Annotated in this window: 23 protein-coding genes; 15 read left to right on the top strand and 8 right to left on the bottom strand. The window is 36.9% G+C overall.

The features are described from left to right. Positions 1–29: 29 nt before the first annotated feature. From AAC601_RS06310 to dusB, 5 genes are all read right to left on the bottom strand, one after another. The gene (locus AAC601_RS06310) at positions 30–890 is read right to left on the bottom strand and encodes a pseudouridine synthase (RefSeq protein ID WP_303271082.1); all 861 of its coding nucleotides are present in this window, start codon (positions 888–890) and stop codon (positions 30–32) included. Positions 891–963: 73 nt separating this feature from the next. After that, positions 964–1,527 (bottom strand): SMC-Scp complex subunit ScpB, encoded by a 564-nt coding sequence (scpB, locus tag AAC601_RS06305; protein ID WP_303271081.1) that lies wholly within the window; start codon positions 1,525–1,527, stop codon positions 964–966. Further along, positions 1,527–1,913, bottom strand: a complete 387-nt coding sequence (locus tag AAC601_RS06300) for a TraR/DksA C4-type zinc finger protein (protein ID WP_340152803.1) — start codon at positions 1,911–1,913, stop codon at positions 1,527–1,529. The genes scpB and AAC601_RS06300 overlap by 1 nt, the downstream gene beginning before the upstream one ends. Before the next feature lie 147 nt (positions 1,914–2,060). Then, positions 2,061–2,954 (bottom strand): DMT family transporter, encoded by an 894-nt coding sequence (locus AAC601_RS06295; protein ID WP_303271079.1) that lies wholly within the window; start codon positions 2,952–2,954, stop codon positions 2,061–2,063. After that, the gene (dusB, locus tag AAC601_RS06290; RefSeq protein WP_303271078.1) at positions 2,951–3,949 is read right to left on the bottom strand and encodes a tRNA dihydrouridine synthase DusB; all 999 of its coding nucleotides are present in this window, start codon (positions 3,947–3,949) and stop codon (positions 2,951–2,953) included. Before dusB ends, AAC601_RS06295 begins: the two co-directional genes overlap by 4 nt. A 38-nt stretch (positions 3,950–3,987) precedes the next feature. On the opposite strand from dusB, the gene AAC601_RS06285 reads away from it, so the two are divergent. The 15 genes from AAC601_RS06285 to AAC601_RS06215 all read left to right on the top strand — a co-directional run bounded on the left by AAC601_RS06285 (position 3,988) and on the right by AAC601_RS06215 (position 17,910). After that, positions 3,988–4,926: a CPBP family intramembrane glutamic endopeptidase gene (locus tag AAC601_RS06285; protein WP_303271077.1), complete on the top strand. Its 939-nt coding sequence runs from the start codon at positions 3,988–3,990 to the stop codon at positions 4,924–4,926. Beyond that, on the top strand, positions 4,923–5,129 hold the full coding sequence (locus AAC601_RS06280) for a DUF2007 domain-containing protein (protein ID WP_303271076.1): 207 nt from the start codon (positions 4,923–4,925) through the stop codon (positions 5,127–5,129). The genes AAC601_RS06285 and AAC601_RS06280 overlap by 4 nt, the downstream gene beginning before the upstream one ends. Continuing rightward, positions 5,110–5,943, top strand: a complete 834-nt coding sequence (locus AAC601_RS06275) for a phosphatidate cytidylyltransferase (protein WP_303271075.1) — start codon at positions 5,110–5,112, stop codon at positions 5,941–5,943. Before AAC601_RS06280 ends, AAC601_RS06275 begins: the two co-directional genes overlap by 20 nt. An 89-nt stretch (positions 5,944–6,032) precedes the next feature. Continuing rightward, positions 6,033–7,307: a Glu/Leu/Phe/Val dehydrogenase gene (locus AAC601_RS06270; protein WP_303271074.1), complete on the top strand. Its 1,275-nt coding sequence runs from the start codon at positions 6,033–6,035 to the stop codon at positions 7,305–7,307. Positions 7,308–8,290: 983 nt separating this feature from the next. Continuing rightward, positions 8,291–8,758 (top strand): RimK/LysX family protein, encoded by a 468-nt coding sequence (locus AAC601_RS06265; RefSeq protein WP_303271073.1) that lies wholly within the window; start codon positions 8,291–8,293, stop codon positions 8,756–8,758. Further along, complete coding sequence (gene hemC / locus AAC601_RS06260) at positions 8,755–9,687, top strand: hydroxymethylbilane synthase (RefSeq protein ID WP_340152802.1); 933 nt, start codon at positions 8,755–8,757, stop codon at positions 9,685–9,687. The genes AAC601_RS06265 and hemC overlap by 4 nt, the downstream gene beginning before the upstream one ends. 8 nt (positions 9,688–9,695) lie before the next feature. Further along, positions 9,696–10,571, top strand: coding sequence for a peptidylprolyl isomerase (locus AAC601_RS06255; protein WP_340152801.1), 876 nt, complete (start codon positions 9,696–9,698; stop codon positions 10,569–10,571). Continuing rightward, complete coding sequence (locus AAC601_RS06250; RefSeq protein WP_340152800.1) at positions 10,568–11,464, top strand: NAD(P)-dependent oxidoreductase; 897 nt, start codon at positions 10,568–10,570, stop codon at positions 11,462–11,464. The genes AAC601_RS06255 and AAC601_RS06250 overlap by 4 nt, the downstream gene beginning before the upstream one ends. A gap of 45 nt (positions 11,465–11,509) precedes the next feature. Then, on the top strand, positions 11,510–12,142 hold the full coding sequence (locus AAC601_RS06245; protein ID WP_303271069.1) for a hypothetical protein: 633 nt from the start codon (positions 11,510–11,512) through the stop codon (positions 12,140–12,142). 84 nt (positions 12,143–12,226) lie between these two features. Continuing rightward, complete coding sequence (locus AAC601_RS06240; protein WP_303271068.1) at positions 12,227–12,796, top strand: TetR/AcrR family transcriptional regulator; 570 nt, start codon at positions 12,227–12,229, stop codon at positions 12,794–12,796. A 3-nt stretch (positions 12,797–12,799) separates the two neighbouring features. After that, positions 12,800–13,918: a hypothetical protein gene (locus AAC601_RS06235; protein ID WP_340152799.1), complete on the top strand. Its 1,119-nt coding sequence runs from the start codon at positions 12,800–12,802 to the stop codon at positions 13,916–13,918. Between the two features lie 11 nt (positions 13,919–13,929). After that, positions 13,930–14,637, top strand: a complete 708-nt coding sequence (locus AAC601_RS06230) for an ABC transporter ATP-binding protein (RefSeq protein ID WP_340152798.1) — start codon at positions 13,930–13,932, stop codon at positions 14,635–14,637. Positions 14,638–14,732: 95 nt separating this feature from the next. Further along, complete coding sequence (locus tag AAC601_RS06225) at positions 14,733–15,896, top strand: FtsX-like permease family protein (RefSeq protein WP_340152797.1); 1,164 nt, start codon at positions 14,733–14,735, stop codon at positions 15,894–15,896. After that, the gene (locus AAC601_RS06220) at positions 15,893–17,167 is read left to right on the top strand and encodes an FtsX-like permease family protein (RefSeq protein WP_340152796.1); all 1,275 of its coding nucleotides are present in this window, start codon (positions 15,893–15,895) and stop codon (positions 17,165–17,167) included. The genes AAC601_RS06225 and AAC601_RS06220 overlap by 4 nt, the downstream gene beginning before the upstream one ends. Further along, positions 17,164–17,910: an outer membrane lipoprotein-sorting protein gene (locus tag AAC601_RS06215; RefSeq protein WP_340152795.1), complete on the top strand. Its 747-nt coding sequence runs from the start codon at positions 17,164–17,166 to the stop codon at positions 17,908–17,910. Before AAC601_RS06220 ends, AAC601_RS06215 begins: the two co-directional genes overlap by 4 nt. 136 nt (positions 17,911–18,046) lie before the next feature. On the opposite strand, the gene AAC601_RS06210 is transcribed toward AAC601_RS06215, so the two are convergent. The 3 genes from AAC601_RS06210 to AAC601_RS06200 form a co-directional block, all read right to left on the bottom strand. Beyond that, positions 18,047–18,175 (bottom strand): hypothetical protein, encoded by a 129-nt coding sequence (locus AAC601_RS06210; protein ID WP_340152794.1) that lies wholly within the window; start codon positions 18,173–18,175, stop codon positions 18,047–18,049. A gap of 208 nt (positions 18,176–18,383) precedes the next feature. Further along, positions 18,384–18,812, bottom strand: coding sequence for a ribose 5-phosphate isomerase B (gene rpiB / locus AAC601_RS06205; RefSeq protein ID WP_303271061.1), 429 nt, complete (start codon positions 18,810–18,812; stop codon positions 18,384–18,386). Between the two features lie 63 nt (positions 18,813–18,875). Next, on the bottom strand, positions 18,876–20,066 hold the full coding sequence (locus AAC601_RS06200; RefSeq protein WP_303271060.1) for a GlmU family protein: 1,191 nt from the start codon (positions 20,064–20,066) through the stop codon (positions 18,876–18,878). Positions 20,067–20,090 lie beyond the last annotated feature (24 nt).

Raw genomic sequence — 20,090 nt, 5'->3', positions numbered from 1 at the left:
TTCATCCTAAAAGTATTAAAATAATTCTGTTACCTCAAATGCTTCAAATTAATAACTTCTTTCTCTTTTAAAAATCTCCATTTACCTCTTGCTAAATCCTTTTTGGTCAATCCTGCGAAGGTGGTTCTGTCTAATTTGACTACTTCATAACCTAAATGTTCAAATGTCCTTCTCACAATACGATTACGTCCCATCCTGATTTCCATACCAAGGCTTTGGGCATCCGGGGTAAGCAGGGCAAGATTATCAACTTTCACCTCTCCGTCCTCCAAAGTAATCCCTTCCTGAATTTTCAGGAAATCTACTTCAGTAATGGGTTTATCTAACTCAACTTGGTAGATTTTTTTGACTTTATGTTTTGGGTGCGTGAGCTTTTTGACCAGTTCTCCATCGTTTGTGAAAAGTAAAAGGCCCGTTGTATTTCGATCTAATCGACCAACAGGATAGATTCTCTCATCACCTGCTGCTGAAATCAAATCCATTACTGTTTTTCTGCCTTTAGGATCATCCATAGTGGTAATAAAGCCCTTTGGCTTATTAAGCAATACGTAAACAAGTTTTTCCCTTTTGATCGGTTTTCCCTCAAAAGCCACATCATCCGTTGGCTTCACTTTAAAGCCCAATTCTTTTACTAGCTTGTTGTTAACTTTTACTTTTCCGTCAGCTATATGTTTGTCGGCCTCCCTTCTAGAGCAAATACCAGCATTTGCAATATATTTATTTAATCGAATGCCTTCTTTGAGCTCCTTTTCTTTTACTTCCGCTGACTTTAATTTTTTAATGTCATATTCAGGAGTTTCCGCTTTTCTTTGGTTGGAAAACTTCTTAACCTGATGGGATTTTGAGGGTCTTTGTGGTTTCTGGCCTTTTGGGGACTTCTTATTTTGCATAGGGAAGAAATTTTTACGCAGACGTACTTAAGTCTGTCATTATTTCAAGTACAAAACTACGCTTCTATTCTGACTAATCCTCGTTTTCTTTTCCTATTTGGTTTTCGTCTTGGGAAAAGTCCTTCGGTGTAGGCAAATCTTTCAAATCATTGATGCCGAAATATTCCATGAAATTTTGGCTGGTACCATATAATATGGGTCTCCCAATTGCATCTGCTTTGCCTTTTATTTCAACCAATTCTTTTTCCAAAAGCTTTTGAACTGTGTAGTCGCAGTTCACACCTCTGATTTGTTCCATCTCGCCTTTAGTAATAGGTTGCTTGTAGGCAATAATGGAAAGAGTCTCTAGCGCGGAAGTAGATAGTCTCTTCTTTGATTGTTGTTTCAGCATGATGCCGATACTGGCTTGATAAGCAGGCTTAGTCATAAACTGATATCCGCCCCCTATATTTTCTACTTGAAAAGAGTATTCGTCAGCTTCATATTTTTTAAGAATCTTCTGAACTGCATCTTCAATATCTTCTTTAGGAATATCTGCTTCAAACATTTCAGATAAGCATTTTTGAATTTCTTGTAACTTCAAAGGAGAAGTTGCACAGAAAATCAATGCCTCAATATGGTTGAGCAGAAAATCCATTAATTATCCTGAGCTAACTTTGCCTCTATAGATTGTGTAGTATGTGGAACAGCTCTTAACCTTTCTTTAGAAATTAATTTACCTGTTACTGAACAAATCCCATAAGTACCATTTTTTATTCTTACTAAGGCATTTTCTAAGTTAGTGATAAATTTCTGCTGACGAGCTGCCAACTGGTTCATACTTTCTTTTTCCATGGTGTCTGCGCCATCTTCCAACACTTTTACATTTCCAGACGTGCCATCGGTTCCAGAATCATCGGAACGGGTAATGGTAGATTTAATGTATCTTAATTCTTCTTTAGCTTTATCTAATTTGCTGGTGATTAATTCTTCAAATTCATTAAGCTCATCTGCACTATATCGGGTTTTCTCATTATCACTCATAACATGTATAGATTAGTTTTAATTGCGGCAAAAATAAATGCTTTCCGTGAAAACAAAAACTATTTAATGAATAAATCAGCTATTATTTCGGTGTGAAGCGAATAATTATCGATGTATTATTTTAGTAATGTTAGAATTATCCAAATATTATTTTTTGGGGCGATTCGCAAAGGCAACTCCCAATATAATAAGTACAATTCCAATGTAATGACCAAATACCAAAATTTCTCCATCTAATAGTCCCCAGATTATGGCAACGACAGGAATCAAGTAAGTTACGAAACTGGTGAAGACAGGCGAAGTCAGTTTAACTAGTCGGTTAAATAAAATCAGTGCAAAGGCGGTTCCTATTACTCCTAGAATAGTAATGTAAAGCAATGCTCTCCATGCACCGTCTTCATATTGCATTTTCGACACAAAATCACTGGATCCAAACAAATACCCGCCTGCTAAAGGAGCGATTAGCACCAAAGAGATACTTGTGATCATCCGTGGTGTCAACACACTAAATTGAGTCTTAATTATATTTAAATTAAAACCATAACATAGCGTGGCTAAAATCACGAATATGGCATAAAAGTTGAAATTGCCCAGTTCACCACCTGAACCAGCAACTATCAAAACTATGGTTCCGCCAAAGCCCATTGCAATACCCAAGCTATCGCGTAATTTTAAACTGCCTTTAAAGAAAATCACCCCAACTAAAAGCGCAAAAATTGGAGTTAAGGCATTCAGAACTCCTGTAATTCCACTTTCTAATTGTGTTTGAGCATAGGCAAAAAGAAATGCTGGGCCAAAACTTCCCACCATACCGGAAATAAACAACCATTTCCATTGTCTTTTATTTAAGGATTTAAGTTTCGGTAGGGACAAAGGCAATAGCACTAAGGCGGCAGAAAATATTCGAATTGCTCCCACTTCCCCTGCAGAAAACACCAAAAGACCTTTTTTGATTAGAATAAAAGAACTTCCCCAAATGAGCGCTAGTAGAATTAATAATCCATAAACTAGTACAGGGCTAGCAGACTCTTTTTCGCTCATATTCTTTCCATCATTTGATCGGCAAAAACATTATTTACTTCATCCAGGGTTTCTAAAACTGATTCGTAATTCTCACCTTCCACTAATCGCGTTCTATACGGTTTAAAATGTGGAATTCCTTTAAAGTAGTTGGTATAATGTCTTCGCATTTCATAAATCCCAACTTTTTCACCTTTCCATTCTACTGAGAATTTAAGATGCTTTTTGGCTGTTTCTACACGATCTTCCAAATTGGGAACAGGTAAAATTTCTCCTGTCTTTAGGAAGTGTTTGATTTCGTTGAAAATCCATGGGTAGCCTATGGCAGCACGTCCAATCATAATACCATCCACTCCATATCTGTTTTTGTATTCCAAGGCTTTTTGTGGTGAATCTATATCACCGTTACCAAAAATTGGTATGTTGATTCTTGGGTTGTTTTTGACATTGGAGATTAGTGTCCAGTCTGCTTCCCCTTTGTACATTTGCTGGCGAGTCCTTCCATGGATGGATAATGCTTTTATTCCTACATCTTGCAATCTTTCGGCTACTTCTTCGATGTTTTTGGAGGACTCATCCCAGCCTAGTCGGGTTTTAACAGTAACTGGCAAATCCGTAGCTTTAACCACTGATTCAGTCAGTCGCACCATCAAGTCTACATCTTTCAAAACGCCAGCTCCCGCGCCTTTAGTCACCACTTTTTTAACTGGGCAACCAAAATTAATATCGACTAAATCAGGTTGAGTTGCATTTACTATGCTGGTAGCCATAGACATAGCTTCTTCATCTCCACCGAATATTTGAATACCTATAGGTTTTTCGTAATCGAAAATATCGAGTTTTTGTCTGCTTTTAATGGCATCCCGTATCAATCCTTCAGATGAAATAAATTCTGTGTACATCAGATCAGCGCCATTGTCCTTGCATACTGCTCTGAATGGCGGATCGCTTACATCTTCCATCGGTGCCAAAAGCAATGGAAATTCGCTTAATGATATGTTTCCTATCTTTACCAATTTGATAATCTTAATTTTGGTGTAAATTTACGCACTATATGAATTCTTTAAAGCATAACAACCCACAAATTCTCCATAAAAATCCCTGGACCTCCATTTTTTACCTTGTACTGCTGTTTTTGGCTTGGAATCTTTTCAGTCAATTAATTGGGACAGGTATTGCTGTGGTGGTGGCGGGAGTAGATTTTATGGAAAGCCAAAAGCTTTTGGAGCCGCCATTCAGTGCTAACAGTAAATTATTTATGTATGTAGCTCAGGGGATAAGTCATTTTCTTGGATTCACTTTGTTTGCACTCTTTTTTATTAAAGTGATGGACAAAATGAGCTTGAAAACTTATTTCAATAACAGGAATGTTGGTTTACAGCCATCAATTTTGATTGTATTGACCACCTTTTCTTTTATGATTTTCAATTCCATAGTTATAGAGTGGAATATGAACATTGAATTCCCGGAATTTATGAAAGGCTTTGGAGAATGGGCCAGAAACATGGAAGATCGCCTGATGCAACTCACAGAATTGCTTAGTTCTTATGGAAGTTTTGGGGAAATGTTAATTGCTTTGGTCATCATAGGAATATTACCTGCAGTTGGTGAGGAACTAGTTTTTAGAGGTCTTTTGCAAAATAAAATACAAGCAGCTACCAAAAATGCGCATTTAGCCATTTGGATTAGTGCTATCATTTTTGGAGCCTTTCATATGCAGTTCTTTGGAGTGGTGCCAAGAATTTTATTAGGAGCCCTGTTCGGTTACATTTATCTTTATTCAGGGAATATATGGTATCCTATTTTAGCACATTTTGTTAATAATGGTTTGGCAGTGGTGGTGATGTATTTCGGACCAAAGTATGTTGAAGATTTTGACCCGATGGAAGTAGACACAGCAGTTCCATTGTATGTTTCAATTATCGGCTTATTCGCTTGTCTCGTTTTTTTCTTTTATTTTAAGAAATTTATGAAGGGAACAGCGCAGGAATGAAGAATTGGAAGACTGTTTTCAAAACGGATAAGCTTTATCAGGCGCAAATCGTAAAGGATTATTTGCAGGATAAGGAATTGCATGCCATTATTGTAGATAAAAAAGATTCAGCCTATCTGTTTGGCTATTACGAAATCGCAGTTACAGTGGACGAGGTAATGCGGGCGATTAAACTAATTGAAGATGATATCAAATTTGAGTAAATACAATAATTTAACCCAAAGGATTATAGCAGCATTATTGGGGGTAGCAATAATTCTTTCGGCTATAATTTATAGTGAGTGGACCTATTTTATAGTATTCTTTATACTTTGCGCTTTGACCCAATTAGAGTTTTACAAGCTCGTTGGCTTAGACGGGATGCTCCCGTTGAAATTTTGGGGAACTATAACCGGCCTTTCAATTTACAGCATTACATTTTTAGTGTATGCAGAGCATTTGGATCCAAGAATATACTTCGCCATTGCACCGATTGCATCTACTGTTTACTTTGTAAAGCTTTACAAAAAGAATGACAAAAAGCCATTTACTAACATAGCCTATACTTTTTTAGGTATTATTTACGTGGCAGCACCATTTGCATTACTGCATATTGCAGTTTTTTACAACGGTACCTACAGCTTTCAAATCATCATTGGGGCACTTTTTATTCAGTGGGCTAGTGATACAGGAGCATATTTTGCTGGTGTAAAGTTTGGAAAGCGAAAACTATTTGAAAGAATTTCCCCTAAGAAAACATGGGAGGGAGCTTTAGGTGGGACGATACTCGCATTTGTTTTTGCGATCATCATGGCGGCCAATTTTGATGAAATTGCAGATTGGCAGTGGTTATGCATTGCAGGCATTATAGTTATAGCAGGAACTTATGGTGATTTAGTAGAGTCTCTTTTTAAAAGAAGTATTGAAGTAAAGGATTCAGGCTCCATAATTCCAGGCCATGGCGGTTTTTTGGATAGATTTGATGGACTTTTGCTATCCGCGCCATTTATTTCTGCTTTTTTGATGCTTTTTGAATGATTTTTACAACATTAGCATCATAAAAAGTAAAAATCAGTCAACAAATAACTAATTTTACCGGAAAGTTTTTAAAAAAAACAAATACTACTATGGGTTATATCGAACCGGCTCCAATTAAAGACTTAGAAAATCCTTTCGAGTCCATGATGTCGCGATTTCATATCGCTGCTCAACATTTAGGTTTAGACGATGAAATTTACAATGTATTGAAATCACCTGCTCGACAGGTAATTGTCAATCTCCCCATCACCATGGATGATGGATCTATTCAAGTTTTTGAGGGTTATCGCGTTATTCACTCCACTATTTTAGGCCCATCAAAAGGTGGTGTTCGCTATGATATGGGCGTTAATATTGATGAGGTAAAGGCTTTGGCTGCGTGGATGACCTGGAAATGTGCGGTAGTGGATATTCCTTATGGAGGTGCAAAGGGAGGGATTAAATGTAATCCTAGGGCGATGTCTGCTGGAGAAATTGAAAGATTAACACGTTCTTACACTGAGTCTATGGTAGATGTGTTCGGAGAGGATAGAGATATTCCAGCTCCGGATATGGGTACAGGTCCGCGAGAAATGGCATGGATGATGGATGCATATTCTAGATCAAAGGGTATGACTGTCAACGCTGTTGTAACTGGGAAGCCGTTGGTTTTAGGAGGTTCTTTGGGTAGGACTGAAGCTACGGGTCGTGGCGTAATGGTTTCAGCCTTAGCAGCTATGGAGAAACTGAAAATTAATCCATATAAAGCAACTATGGCAGTCCAAGGATTTGGAAATGTAGGTTCCTTTGCCGCTTTATTGTTGGAAGAACGAGGAGCAACAATTACTGCTATTTCTGATATTTCAGGGGCTTACTATAACGAAAAAGGTATTGATATCAAGAAAGCTATTGATTACAGAAATAGTAATAATGGAACCTTAGAGGGATTTGATGGAGCAGAGAAAATCGATGGAAAAGAAATATTGACTTTAAATGTGGATGTTTTAATTCCGGCTGCTATGGAAGATGTAATTACCCATGAAAATGCCAGTAGAATTCAAGCTAAATTGATAGTGGAAGGTGCTAATGGTCCGACCTCAGCAAGAGCCGATAATATCATTAACGAAAAAGGAATTATGGTAGCCCCAGATATTTTGGCAAATGCTGGTGGTGTTACAGTATCATATTTTGAGTGGGTACAAAACAGATTAGGATATAAATGGACTCGCGAGCGTGTGAACAGACGTTCTGATAGGATTATGAAAGACGCTTTTGAAGCCGTTTACAAGACCTCTCAAGATTATAATGTTCCAATGAGAATTGCGGCTTACATTGTAGCTATCGATAAAGTAGCACAAACTTATAAATATCGTGGGGGATATTAATTTATAATTCTAACCCATCTAATGATATTCAAAAGCGCAGTTTCCTGCGCTTTTTTTATGAATTGTAAATTTTCTATTTGCTTCGTTCTTTGCGTCATCACTTTGAAGAAAGGGATCTCTGTAAATTGAAGCTTTGTAACAATCATCTTTTTTCCTTGCGAGCAGTAAATTTGCTTTTTGCAAAAAAAGCCAATGGTTCCCTTCCTTCGGAGTATTGACGTCCTCATCTAATTTGGCAGTTAAAAATCATAGAATAATGGTTTCTGCATGAATTTTCCACATATTTATCAATTACCAATGAAATGAATTCATTAGTAATTATATTTGATTGTTTTTTAGCCGAAAGTAAGGCTTTTCAAAAAGGAGTAGGAGAGATTTTATTTTTCTCATTGATATTGTTTGTTGCTATATATTTGGGTTTTTATTAGCTGCTCCAAAGTGGATAATTGATTCTTTCTTAGTAGCACTACTCGTACTTTATCTGGTGATTTTACAATTTTTCTTAGTCCTAAATATATGGTAAAGGAAATGCTTTGGACCAGCCAATGGTGAAGTATTAGTTGTTGATAACACCGATGAGTAAGAATATTTTAATAGGAAAAAGTAGTTGTCCATTTTTATGTCACCAGTGAATGTTCGTGTGAATCCTAGCCATGTTTCTGGGGTAGTATAATTCTGCATATACCATCTAGGAAAACTTGGCGGCATGGCTAGAATAGAAAACGAAAGAAGCACCATAATTGTGGAAAACGAAAATGCTGTGGAAGTACTTTTTTGACAGAATGCTGGTCTAATGACCTGAAGAATAAAGTGTTTTTTAATAAAGTTGATCTGATCGAACTTGGAGGAGAATTTTCTTTCATCAGATTTAGTTCTCTTGTTGAGATATACTAACTATTAGCGTGTGGGAAAAGTGAATATTGGAAATAAAACTAAAGGCGGTACTACTGTTATTAAAGAGTTGAAATTATAATTTATTTTTTTTGAAGAAACAAAGACTGATAGGCAGAATTGATAAACTAGATTTACCCGAATTGAGCTTAGATAAAGTCCAGGCAAAAATTGATACGGGTGCTTACACCTCGGCTATCCATTGTTCAAAAATTCATATTGAAAAAGCTAAAGATGGGACTGAATTTTTGGTCTATACTATTAGTGGTAAGAGGCTCGGGCAAGGTATGAAAGCCAAAAAGTTTAAAACTTCTGAATTTAAATTAAAAAAAATCAAAAGCTCCAATGGACAAGTCCAGGAGCGTTATGTAATCAAGACCAAAATCAAGATTTTCAATAAAGTTTACAATACGGAATTTTCCCTATCTGATCGAAGTCACATGAAAAACCCGATTTTATTGGGTAGAAAATTATTGAGTGGTAGATTTGTAGTAGATGTAGCGGAAGAATACCTTTCTTATCAGTATCATCAAAAACAATCGGAACTAAGGACAAAATGAATATTAGAATCGGTACCCGGGGAAGTAAATTGGCTTTATGGCAGGCAGAATATGTTAAAGATAGGATTGAAAAAGCCGGACATACAGCTACCATAGAAATAATCCAAACGAAAGGAGACAAGATATTAGATGTAGCCATATCTAAAATAGGAAGCAAAGGCGTTTTTACGGAGGAAATTGAGGTGCAATTGGCAGAAGGAAACATCGATATTGCGGTGCACAGTGCTAAGGATATGCAATCTGAATTGCCAGAGGGATTTGAATTGATTGCCTTTACTGAAAGGGAAAAAGTGAATGATGTTTTGGTTTCTCATAAAGATTCCATTGATATCAGTGATAAAGAAAGCCCTATCATTATTGGAACTTCCTCTACTAGAAGGATTGCCACTTTAAAGCATTTTTATCCGCATGTTAAGACTGTGGATATTCGAGGAAATCTACAAACCCGAATCAGAAAAATGGAGGAAGGCTTATGTGACGCCATTTTACTGGCCTATGCGGGTGTTCATAGAATGGAATATGATGAAAAAATTAAGCTAGAACTTCCTACAAAGGAATTTGTACCAGCAGTAGGTCAAGGTTCAGTAGCTATCGAAGTACATAATAGCATCACATCAGAGAAAATAGATATGTTGCGATTTGCACTCAATCATAGAAATACGGAAGTTTGCTTAAAAGCAGAGAGGGCCTATTTGCGTTATTTGCAAGGTGGGTGTAGTATTCCTGTTTTTGGATTAGCTAAACTCAATACCAATTCTATTGAAATGGAGGCAGGAATAATTAGTTTGGACGGTCAGGAAAGAATTTCTATGAAGTTAACGGATGAAACTTCTAGAGCAGAGGAATTAGGAACTCTATTAGCACGACAGGTATTAAAGAAAGGCGGAGATAGAATATTAAAACAAATTAGGGAACAACTTTCAGAATAATAGTAAATATGAAAAATAAGAACAGTTTAATTTTAGCATTTTCAATTTTAATGTTTTTGGCTTCTTGTCAAACTTCAAAAGACTCAGTGGTAGTTTTCCATACACAATATGGTGATATGAAAGCCATTTTGTATGATGAGACCCCAAAGCATAAAGCTAATTTTATAGAGTTGGTAGAATCTGGAAAGTATGATAGTACCATTTTTCATAGAGTCATCGAAAACTTTATGGTTCAGGGTGGTGATGTCAATCAAAAAGAAGGGCTAGAGGAGGAAGATAAAATCAAATATACTATTGATGCCGAGATTGTTCCTGACTTTTGGCATGTAAAGGGCGCTTTGGCGGCTGCACGTCAAGGCGACCAAGTGAATCCTGAAAAAAAATCTAGCGGCTCACAATTTTACATTGTTCATGGACAAACTTTTGAAGAAAGTGACTTAACGCAAATGGCAGATGGTAGGGTGTTTCAGGAAATGCAATTAAAGCTGCGTGAGTGCTTAGCCATGAAAAAATATGCTCATATTAGAAATGAAGTAATGGAAATGCAGAAAGCTCAAGATATGGAAGGTCTACAAAATTTCATGGAGACTACTGCGGATTCTTTGGTAGAAAAGGAATTTGGTGAGATTGAAGCTTACACATTTTCTGATGCCCAAATTGAGGACTACAAAACCATAGGGGGTGCTCCACATTTGGATGGAGAATATAGTGTATTTGGTAGGGTAGTAGAGGGCTTAGCTGTAATAGACTCCATTGCTGCAGTAAGAACGGGGGGAGCCGATAAACCAGTGAAAGATATTTTTATGACCGCGGAAATAGAAAAGTTGTCAAAGAAGAAGATAACTGAGCAATATGGCTACGAATATCCTGAAGAAGAAAAATGAAAATTTTAATAACAGGTTCTAATGGATTATTAGGGCAGAAACTGGTTCAACTAATTACGCAAGAAAGTAATCATCAGCTTATTGCCACAGCAAAGGGAAAGAATAGACTTCCCTTTGAAGAAGGTTACATCTTCGAAAATCTTGATATCACAAATAAAACTCAAGTTGACAGCATAGTTGAAAAGTATCAACCTGAGGTTATCATCAACACTGCTGCTCTGACTAATGTTGACCAATGCGAAACCGAAAAAGAAGACTGTTGGAAATTAAATGTGACTGCAGTAGAATACCTTATTGAAACTGCTGCCAGGCATAATGCTTTTTTGTTACAACTTTCAACTGATTTTATTTTTGATGGGGCAGATGGCCCTTATCTCGAAGAGGCAACGGCTAATCCTATAAGCTACTACGGAGAAAGTAAGTTAGCGGCCGAGAAGCTGATAGTCGAAAGTAATATCAACTGGGCTATAGCTAGAACTGTATTGGTTTATGGAATTGCCCATGATATGAGTAGATCTAATATTATCCTATGGGTTAAAAAATCTTTGGAAGAGGGAAAAGAAATCCAAGTGGTGGATGATCAATGGAGAACTCCAACTTTGGCAGAAGATTTGGCAAAAGGTTGTTTGCTGATTGCAGAGAAAAAAGCAAAAGGGATATTTAATATTTCTGGAGATGATTTATTAACCCCTTATGAAATGGCAGTGAAAACAGCTGAATTTTTTAAATTGTCTCAGTCAAGTATGACCAAAACAGATAGCACCAAATTCAAGCAAACAGCTAAAAGACCTCCAAAAACAGGCTTTATTTTAGATAAAGCGAAAAAAGAGTTAGGCTACAGGCCGCATACTTTTGAAGAAGGAATAAAGATATTGGCAGAGCAGCTAAAATAAAAGCCCTAGCTATCACCAAATTATTTTTTGATCGCGCATAAAAACATGGAGAAAATTGGTACACACATATGGTATACCAGCTATGGTTCCAACATTTCTGAAGACAGATTCATGTGCTACATTCGAGGAGGTAAACCGGAAGGTGCTACAAGAACTTATGTCGGATGTAATGATAAAAATGCACCGATTGATCAAAAGCCAATTAATGTCCCTCACGAATTGTATTTTGCAAAAGAAGCACAGGTCTGGAATGGAGGAGGAGTCTGCTTCATTAATCCGGAACGAGAGGAGCAGGCAAATACACTCGGCAATATGTATTTAATCACTCAAGAGCAATTCTTAGAAGTCGTGCAGCAAGAAAATAATATTGCAGATCCAATCAAAATTGATTTTAATAAGACCTACAAAAACGAATCATCAATTGCACGAGAAAATAGCTGGTACGGCAACATACTGTATCTCGGCCAAGAAAATAACGCCCCTATTTTTACTTTTACAAATCAGCATTACCTAAAAAATGAGATCAATTTCCCTAATGAGCAGTACCTGAAAACCATCATGAAAGGATTGATTAAATCCCATAAACTGAAGTACTCAGAATTAGAGGCATATTTTCTCAATAAAACACCCACAAATCCCTCGATCATCAATAACGCAATCCGAAGTTTGCAAAAATAAAGTTAAATTACTGAACTATTTATGTTACTAATTCGTATAATAATACTATATTAGTAACATTAATTAAAATTAGTAACACTCTAAATGACTAAAAGTCAAAAAGCGATATTAGAAAGTGCCAAAGCTTTATTTTGGAAGTATGGTTTAAAGAAAGTAACCGTGGAGGAAATTTGCGAGCAGGCAGACGTAAGCAAAATGACCTTTTACAGGCGCTTTGTAAACAAAGAACATGCAGCGGAAGAGATTTTAGAAAGCATTTTAGAGGATAATTTACGGAGATATTCAGCCGTAATGAGCCAGAAGAAATCATTCCCAGAGAAGATCAGCGAGATTTTAAAGCTTAAACATCAAGAATCTAAAAATATAAGTAGGGAATTCATCGATGAAATCTTGACTGAAGATGGCTCGGCTTTAAGTGAGCTCATTCAGAAGCATACCTTAAAATCTTATAAAGTAATGATAGCTGATTTTGAAAAAGCTAAAAATGAAGGATGGGTCAGAAAAGATTTAAAAGCTGAATTTATTATGGATATGTTGGGCGTGATTCGAACTAAAATGCAAGATGAACATTTCCTGAAAATGTTTAAGAGCATCGATGAAGCTATAATGGAATTAAGCAATTTCTTTTTCTATGGGATTTTTGTCAAAAGATGACACATGAGGTGCACACTTATCATATTGCTAATGTTCGGCCCTTTTCTATTGAAAAGCCAGATTTCCTGGGATGGACAAGTATCTGCTTTTGGTAATATCAGCCCGAGTAATCAGTATTATTTATTCACGGGTGGGCGCTATATTCCCGAAGTCAATTACACTCATTCTTTAGATTCAGGACGAAGCTTTGATATTTTAGCTTCTGCTAATATCAGTGGCTCCATTCTTTCTGATCCTTTTCAAGATAATCAAAATGATGGAAATTTAGCACCATACCGACTCTGGGCTCGCTATGCAGGGCAAAATTATCAAATGAGAGTTGGCTTGCAAAAGCTAGATTTCGGGGTGGCGACTTTGCTCCGACCATTACAATGGTTCAATCAAATTGACCCTCGCGATCCTTTGGCTTTAACAAATGGAGTATATGGGATTATGGGAAATTACTATTTTCAAAATAATGCTAATATATGGCTTTGGGGTCTATATGGGAATAATAAAAGAAGAGGTTTTGATGTGGTTGCTACAAATGATAAAGTCCCTGAATTTGGAGGACGTGTTCAATTTCCACTTCTCACAGGAGAAATCGGCTTCACTTATCATCATAGAAAAGCGGATGCTAGTGAAGTTTTTAATGATAATACCTATGATAATATAGACGAAAATAGATGGGCGATAGATGTTAAATTAGATTGGGTAGTCGGACTTTGGCTAGAATCTACTTATATTCATAAAGCTGAAAATATTGGTGGTTTGACTAATCAAAATCTAATAAATCTCGGAGCTGATTATACATTAGGCTTAGGTAATGGACTCACAGTTATTACTGAGCATCTATTAATTGGGAATAGTGATAGTGGCTTTTCTGATAACTATGCTAATATCACGGCTACCAGTTTAAGTTATCCTTTAGGTTTTTTTGATAGCTTCAGTGGCTTGGTTTACTACAGCTGGGAAACGGAAAGCACTACCTTCTTTCTAAATTATCAGCATCAATTTAAAAGAATTATCGGCTATCTTATGGGATATTATAATCCTTCTGAATTTCAAGGGATTCAGCAAAACGAATTAGTCAATAACTTTTCTGGACCGGGAATTCGTATAATGCTGGTCTTTAATCACTAAATTAACTGCTTATGGAACCTATCATCAAAATTGAGAATGTCACCAAGAAATTTCCAGAAGGAGAAGGAGAATTTGTTGCACTTAAGGACATTAATCTTGAATTTCAGAAAGGGGAGTTTACGGGTGTAGTAGGACCAAGCGGTTCGGGAAAAACCACATTACTGAATATCATTGGTTCTTTAGATCAGCCAAGTAGTGGAAATGCCTGGGTGATGGATAAAAACGTTGCAGAATTAAGTCATAAAGAATCTGCTCAATTGAGAAATCTTCATTTAGGGTTCATTTTTCAGGTATACAATTTGTTACCTGTCTATACGGTTTTTGAGAACGTAGAATTTGCTTTACTCTTGCAAAACAAAACCAAGGAGGAAAGAAGGAAAGCAGTGATGCAAGCATTGGAATGGGTGGGTGTGGAAAATATACCTAATAAAAAGCCCTCAAAACTTTCAGGTGGAGAAGGCCAAAGGGTAGCCATTGCCAGAGCCATGGTAAAGGAACCTAAAATTGTTTTGGCAGATGAACCTACGGCCAATTTGGATGCAACTAATGCGCATGCGATCATTCAGACCATGAAGAAGCTCAATGAGGAGTTGGGGACTACTTTTTTGTTTTCCACGCATGATGAAAAGGTAATGCAGTACTTGAATCGAATCATTCATTTGAAAGGTGGTGAGGTTGAAAAAGATGAAATCATAACCGCTCAAAATTCAAAGTCATGAAATGAGCATAAATCTAGATTCCCTAATTTACCAACAGAGGGATGAATAGATTTATGGGAATTCCATGTGACAATTTAAAAACAAACACTATACACATGAAACTTGCATTTCAATTAGCATATAAAAATTTAGTCGGTGCGGGTTTGCGCAGCTGGTTAAATGTTGGAATTCTGGCTTTCACTTTTATTGTTATTATATTTTTTAATGCTTATCTGGATGGCTGGAATTTACAAGCACAGAGAGAAAGTATAAAATGGGAATATGGCCATGGTCAGTTGCGGCATCAAGATTACGATCCCCTTGACCCCTTTTCCATAAACGAAGCACATGGAAAATTAAATGCTTCCCAAAGTGAAAATTTAACAACTGTTTTGATCCAACAGGCATCACTTTATCCTGAAGGAAGAATGGTTTCTGTTTTGATGAAAGGAATAGATTCAGATCAGAAAATATTGGAATTGCCAACTGAAGCATTCGCCAAGTCCGATGCCAATATTCCAGCTTTGATCGGTAAAAGAATGGCCTCATCAAATAAACTGGAAGTTGGAGATCAACTGCTATTGAGGTGGCGAGATAAAAATGGGACCTTCGATGCCGCAGAAATTACAATTGCTGATATTTTTGAAACCGATGTCACTTCTGTTGACGCGGGTCAGATTTGGGTTCCAATTGAGAGGCTGTGGAACATGACCGGATTAAGGGGAGAGGCTACCTACTTTATAGCGAGTGAAAACTATTCTCATTCGCCCCTGGACAAGTGGTATTTTAAATCACAAGCAGAATTATTAAAGCAGTTACAGGAAATCATTGAAATGAAAAGTGCTAGTAGTTCTATCCTGTATTTTCTGCTCTTAGGAATAGCCTTGCTCGCTATTTTTGATACTCAAGTGCTATCGATTTTTAGAAGGCAAAAAGAAATAGGAACCTATATTGCATTGGGGATGACACGCTGGCAAGTCGTTCAATTATTTACAGTGGAAGGAAGTATGTATAGCATTTTGGCTAGCATAGTAGGTACAATAATTGGTATTCCGATATTTTGGTATTTTTCAACCTTTGGGATAGGGATGCCTGAATATGTTACACAGCAAGATATGGGGGTTACGATCGCGCAGCGCATATACCCAGCCTTCACTATCGGGCTTATCATGGGTACTATCGCACTAGTGGTATTATCCGCAACCATTGTTAGTTTCATTCCATCGAGGAATATAGCAAAAATGGACCCTGTAGATGCACTTAAAGGTAAAGTCCAATGATACAGTTTATTTTAAAAGGAATAGTAAGAGATAAGAACAGAAGCCTTTTACCCATAATCATTGTGGCATTAGGGGTTACTTTAACGGTATTTTTAAGCGGTTATTTAGCAGGCGTTTTTCAAGATGTTATTCAGCAAAATGCTCGATTTGAAACTGGCCATGTCAAAATAATGAGCAAAGCCTATGCTCAAAATAAGGATCAGCTGCCAATAGACCTAGCTCTTTTGGAAACAGACAAACTAAAGGATGAATTACAGGCTGAATATCCTGATATGCAATGGGTTCAAAGAATAAAGTTTGGAGGCCTGCTAGACGTTCCTGATGATGAGGGCAATAGTAGAAGTCAAGGCCCTGCTGCGGTGATGGCTGTTTCTCTTCTTTCAGAAAATACTCAGGAATTAGACCGACTAAATATCAGAAACTCCATTATAAAAGGTAATCTCCCTAAGGAGAATGGTGAGGTGCTGATTTCCAATGATTTTGCAGATAAATTAGAAATAGAGATTGGAGACGAAATCACCTATGTTGGCGCTACTATGTATGGTAGCATGGCATTTCAGAATTACACCATTTCCGGCACCGTGAAATTCGGGAACATTGGTTTTGATAGAGGTGCCGTTATCATGGATATATCAGATGCGCAGCAAATCCTAAATATGGAAAATGGAGCTACTGAAATATTAGGCTTTTTCAATAATGAGCAGTATCAAAGTGAAAGTGCGGAAGACATCGTCAAAAAGTTTAATGCTCAATATGAAAACACCGGGGATGAATTTGCTCCTGAAATGCAAAGCCTTGAAGATCAAAATGGATTAGGTGAAATACTAGCATATAGTAATTATATGTCGCAAATCATTGTAACAGTACTAATATTAGCAATGTCTGTAGTGCTATGGAATACAGGTTTATTAGGGGGACTCAGAAGATATAAGGAATATGGAATACGCCTCGCATTAGGAGAATCTAAAGGTAGTATCTACAGAAAATCGATAATTGAAGCCATTTTGATAGGAGCAATCGGAAGCATCTTTGGAACCCTTTTTGGTCTGCTCGCTACTTATTATATGCAGGAAGTCGGTCTTGACATCAGTGATTTATTAAATCAATCCAGTATGATCATGCCATCCACCATACGGGCTAAAATTATTCCAAGTCAACTATATATTGGCTTTATTCCTGGTCTGGTAGCTATGGTTTTAGGCAATATGCTATCTGGAATGGGAATTTACAAAAGAGAAACCGCTCACTTATTTAAAGAATTGGAAGTATGAAAACCTTGCTAAAAATATCACTGATTGGATTATTAATTTTGATTAGCTTCTTTGCCCAAGCTCAGATTACGGCAGATCAAGTATTGGATAAGGTTAAAGACAATATGAACGCTAACTCCACTATTACGGAATCTAAAATGGTCATTAGAGGAAAGCGGAATACCAGAGAAATTGTATCAAAAGGATATGCGGAAGGAAATGAGAAATCATTTACTGAGTACCTCTCTCCTGAAAGAGAAAAAGGCACAAAAATGCTAAAATTGGAGGATAAATTATGGATTTATAATCCCTCCACTGACAGGACTATTCAGTTATCAGGACACATGTTAAGGCAATCTGTGATGGGTTCCGATTTATCGTATGAAGATATGATGGAAGACAGAGAATTGAAGGAAATATATGAGGCGACAATTGTTGGCGAAGAAAAAATTGGTGATCGTAATTGTTATGTACTTGAACTAAATGCGATTGTAGAAGATGTTAGCTATCAAATAAGAAAAACCTGGGTAGATACTGAACGATTTGTTCCGCTCAAGGAAGACCTCTTTGCCAAAAGTGGGCAATTATTAAAAAGAGTTAAGCTGGAGGATGTAAAAGAAATCGATGGGCGTTGGTACCCAACAAAAATCAATTATAAAGACATGTTGATGAGTGGAGAAGGTACTGATTTTATCGTATTAGATATTCAATTTAATCCTGAAATTCCAGATTACATTTTTAATAAGGCTTCTTTGAAGAGGTGATTATAAATTAGCTTGATTTTTCAGAATGCCTTAGGTAATGTATTATTTTATCAATTGATTTCGGCTTTCCTCTTGCCTACACTATATATTCAGAGATGGAAGTATTAAATTACTAAACTTAGGTAAAAGGTTTATTTTACTTGCTGAGTTCATTAATAGCTAATTCCTCAATTTCGCCAGAAGCGAAAAAGCGGGTTGGAGAGTAAAAAGGCGGGCCTGCTTTTGCAGACAAGCCAGCGTTGGCAGTTGCGAGAAGAAGCATCATTTTACTTAGATTTTTTGCATACTTTTTTATCATTGGAAAAAGTATGAATGCTAAAGGAATACATATAATCTTGATTTTACTCTTTGAGGCATCAGAAACCAAAGAAAAAGTACTACTAGCCAATCAAACGCTCATTTAAACTTGACAGCGGAAAATGGAAGGTGATGATAAGATAGCCTAATTTCAACTAAATAAGGCTATCCTCATACTAACAACTAATCTTATCCACTCTTCTTCCATGTCTTCCACCTTCAAATTCAGTAGTTAAGAAAGTTTTAACGATTGATTGCGTTTTATCATAATCAATAAAACGAGCTGGGATACAAATGATATTGGCATTATTATGCTGACGAGTAAGTGCAGCTAGTTCATCTTCCCACGCAATACCTGCTCTGATTCCTTGATGCTTGTTGGCAGTCATAGCAACTCCGTTGGCACTTCCGCAAATTAAAATTCCTAATTCATACTCTCCTTTTTCAACAGCTTCTGACAAGGGATGCACATGATCTGGATAATCAACAGAGGCATCAGTATCCGGACCGAAATCTTTTACTTCATGTCCTTCTTTCTTAAGGAATTCAACTAATTTTTTTTTGTATTCAAATCCGGCATGATCGCCACCTATCGCTAATTTCATCTTGTTTTTAGTAAGTTTTAATTATTTATGCAAGACCTGACAGGTCTCATCTTTAATCACTATTTAATTTTTCTCCCAAATCCTGTCTGCCTTGCTTTCCTCAAAATGCTCAGTCAGGATTTTTTGTTCCACTTCATCCAATGCTTTATCTCTTCTCTGCATCACTTTATCCGCTACATCAAAAGCCTTTTTCAATTGGAAAGTGCTGAATCCTGCTGCTCCTCCCCAGGAAAAGGAAGGAATGAAATTTCTAGGAAAACCGCTTCCGAAAACATTAGCACTAACACCCACTACAGTTCCTGTATTGAACATGGTATTGATTCCGCATTTGGAATGGTCGCCCATCATCAATCCACAGAATTGTAAGCCTGTATCTTTAAATCCTCCTTTAGCATAATCCCATAGTTTTACGTTAGCGTAATTATTTTTCAGATTGGAGGTGTTAGTGTCTGCTCCTAAATTACACCACTCACCTACTACGGAGTTCCCAATAAAGCCATCATGCCCTTTGCTGGAATAGCCAAAGAAAACCGAATTGCTGACTTCTCCGCCAACTTTACAATAAGGACCTATTGTAGAATCTCCTTTTATTTTGGCGCCCATATTCACATGAGAATTATCCAGCATAGCAAACGGGCCTTTGATGATTGCGCCCTCGTGGATTTGAGCATTTTTGCCGATGTAAATCGGACCGTTTTCAGCGTTTAAAATAGCGGCTTTAATAGAGGCACCTTCTTCAATGAAAATATTTTTTTCTCCATAAATGGAAGTGTGTGGATCATTCACATGCTGTGAATTTCTTCCTGCAGTGATTAACTCAAAATCGCTTCTGATTTCAGCTGCATTTTTTTGAAAAATGTGCCAGCTCTGCGTGATCATGGTGATGTCACCATCATATTCAGCAGCTTCTTCCAATTTCTGCTTTGGGTCAAAAAAACCTATTTCTTCTTCTGTGGCTGCAGCAGATATTAAGATACCCTCCTTTTTTAAGCTTGCGCCAAGCTGAATTGCTTTTACTAGCTCAGGATTAGGGCAAACTGAACTATTGATTAAGATATTCTGTGATTCAGTATTTGCCGGATATTTCTCACTTAAAGAAGGAGTAGAAATATGAGACAAGGAAGCGTCTAAATGTTTTTCCCACTTTTCACGAATAGTTAAGATTCCCACTCGAATCTCCGAAATCGGACGAGTGAATGTGAATGGTTTAAGTTGATTTCTAAAATCGGCTTGTTCTATGAGCAAATAGTTCATTTTGCAAAATTACAAGCTTCCATG

Origin of the sequence: uncultured Marivirga sp. (genome assembly GCF_963974845.1) — a bacterium.
Lineage (GTDB): Bacteria > Bacteroidota > Bacteroidia > Cytophagales > Cyclobacteriaceae > Marivirga > Marivirga harenae.
This window is presented reverse-complemented; position numbering and strand designations above follow the sequence as displayed.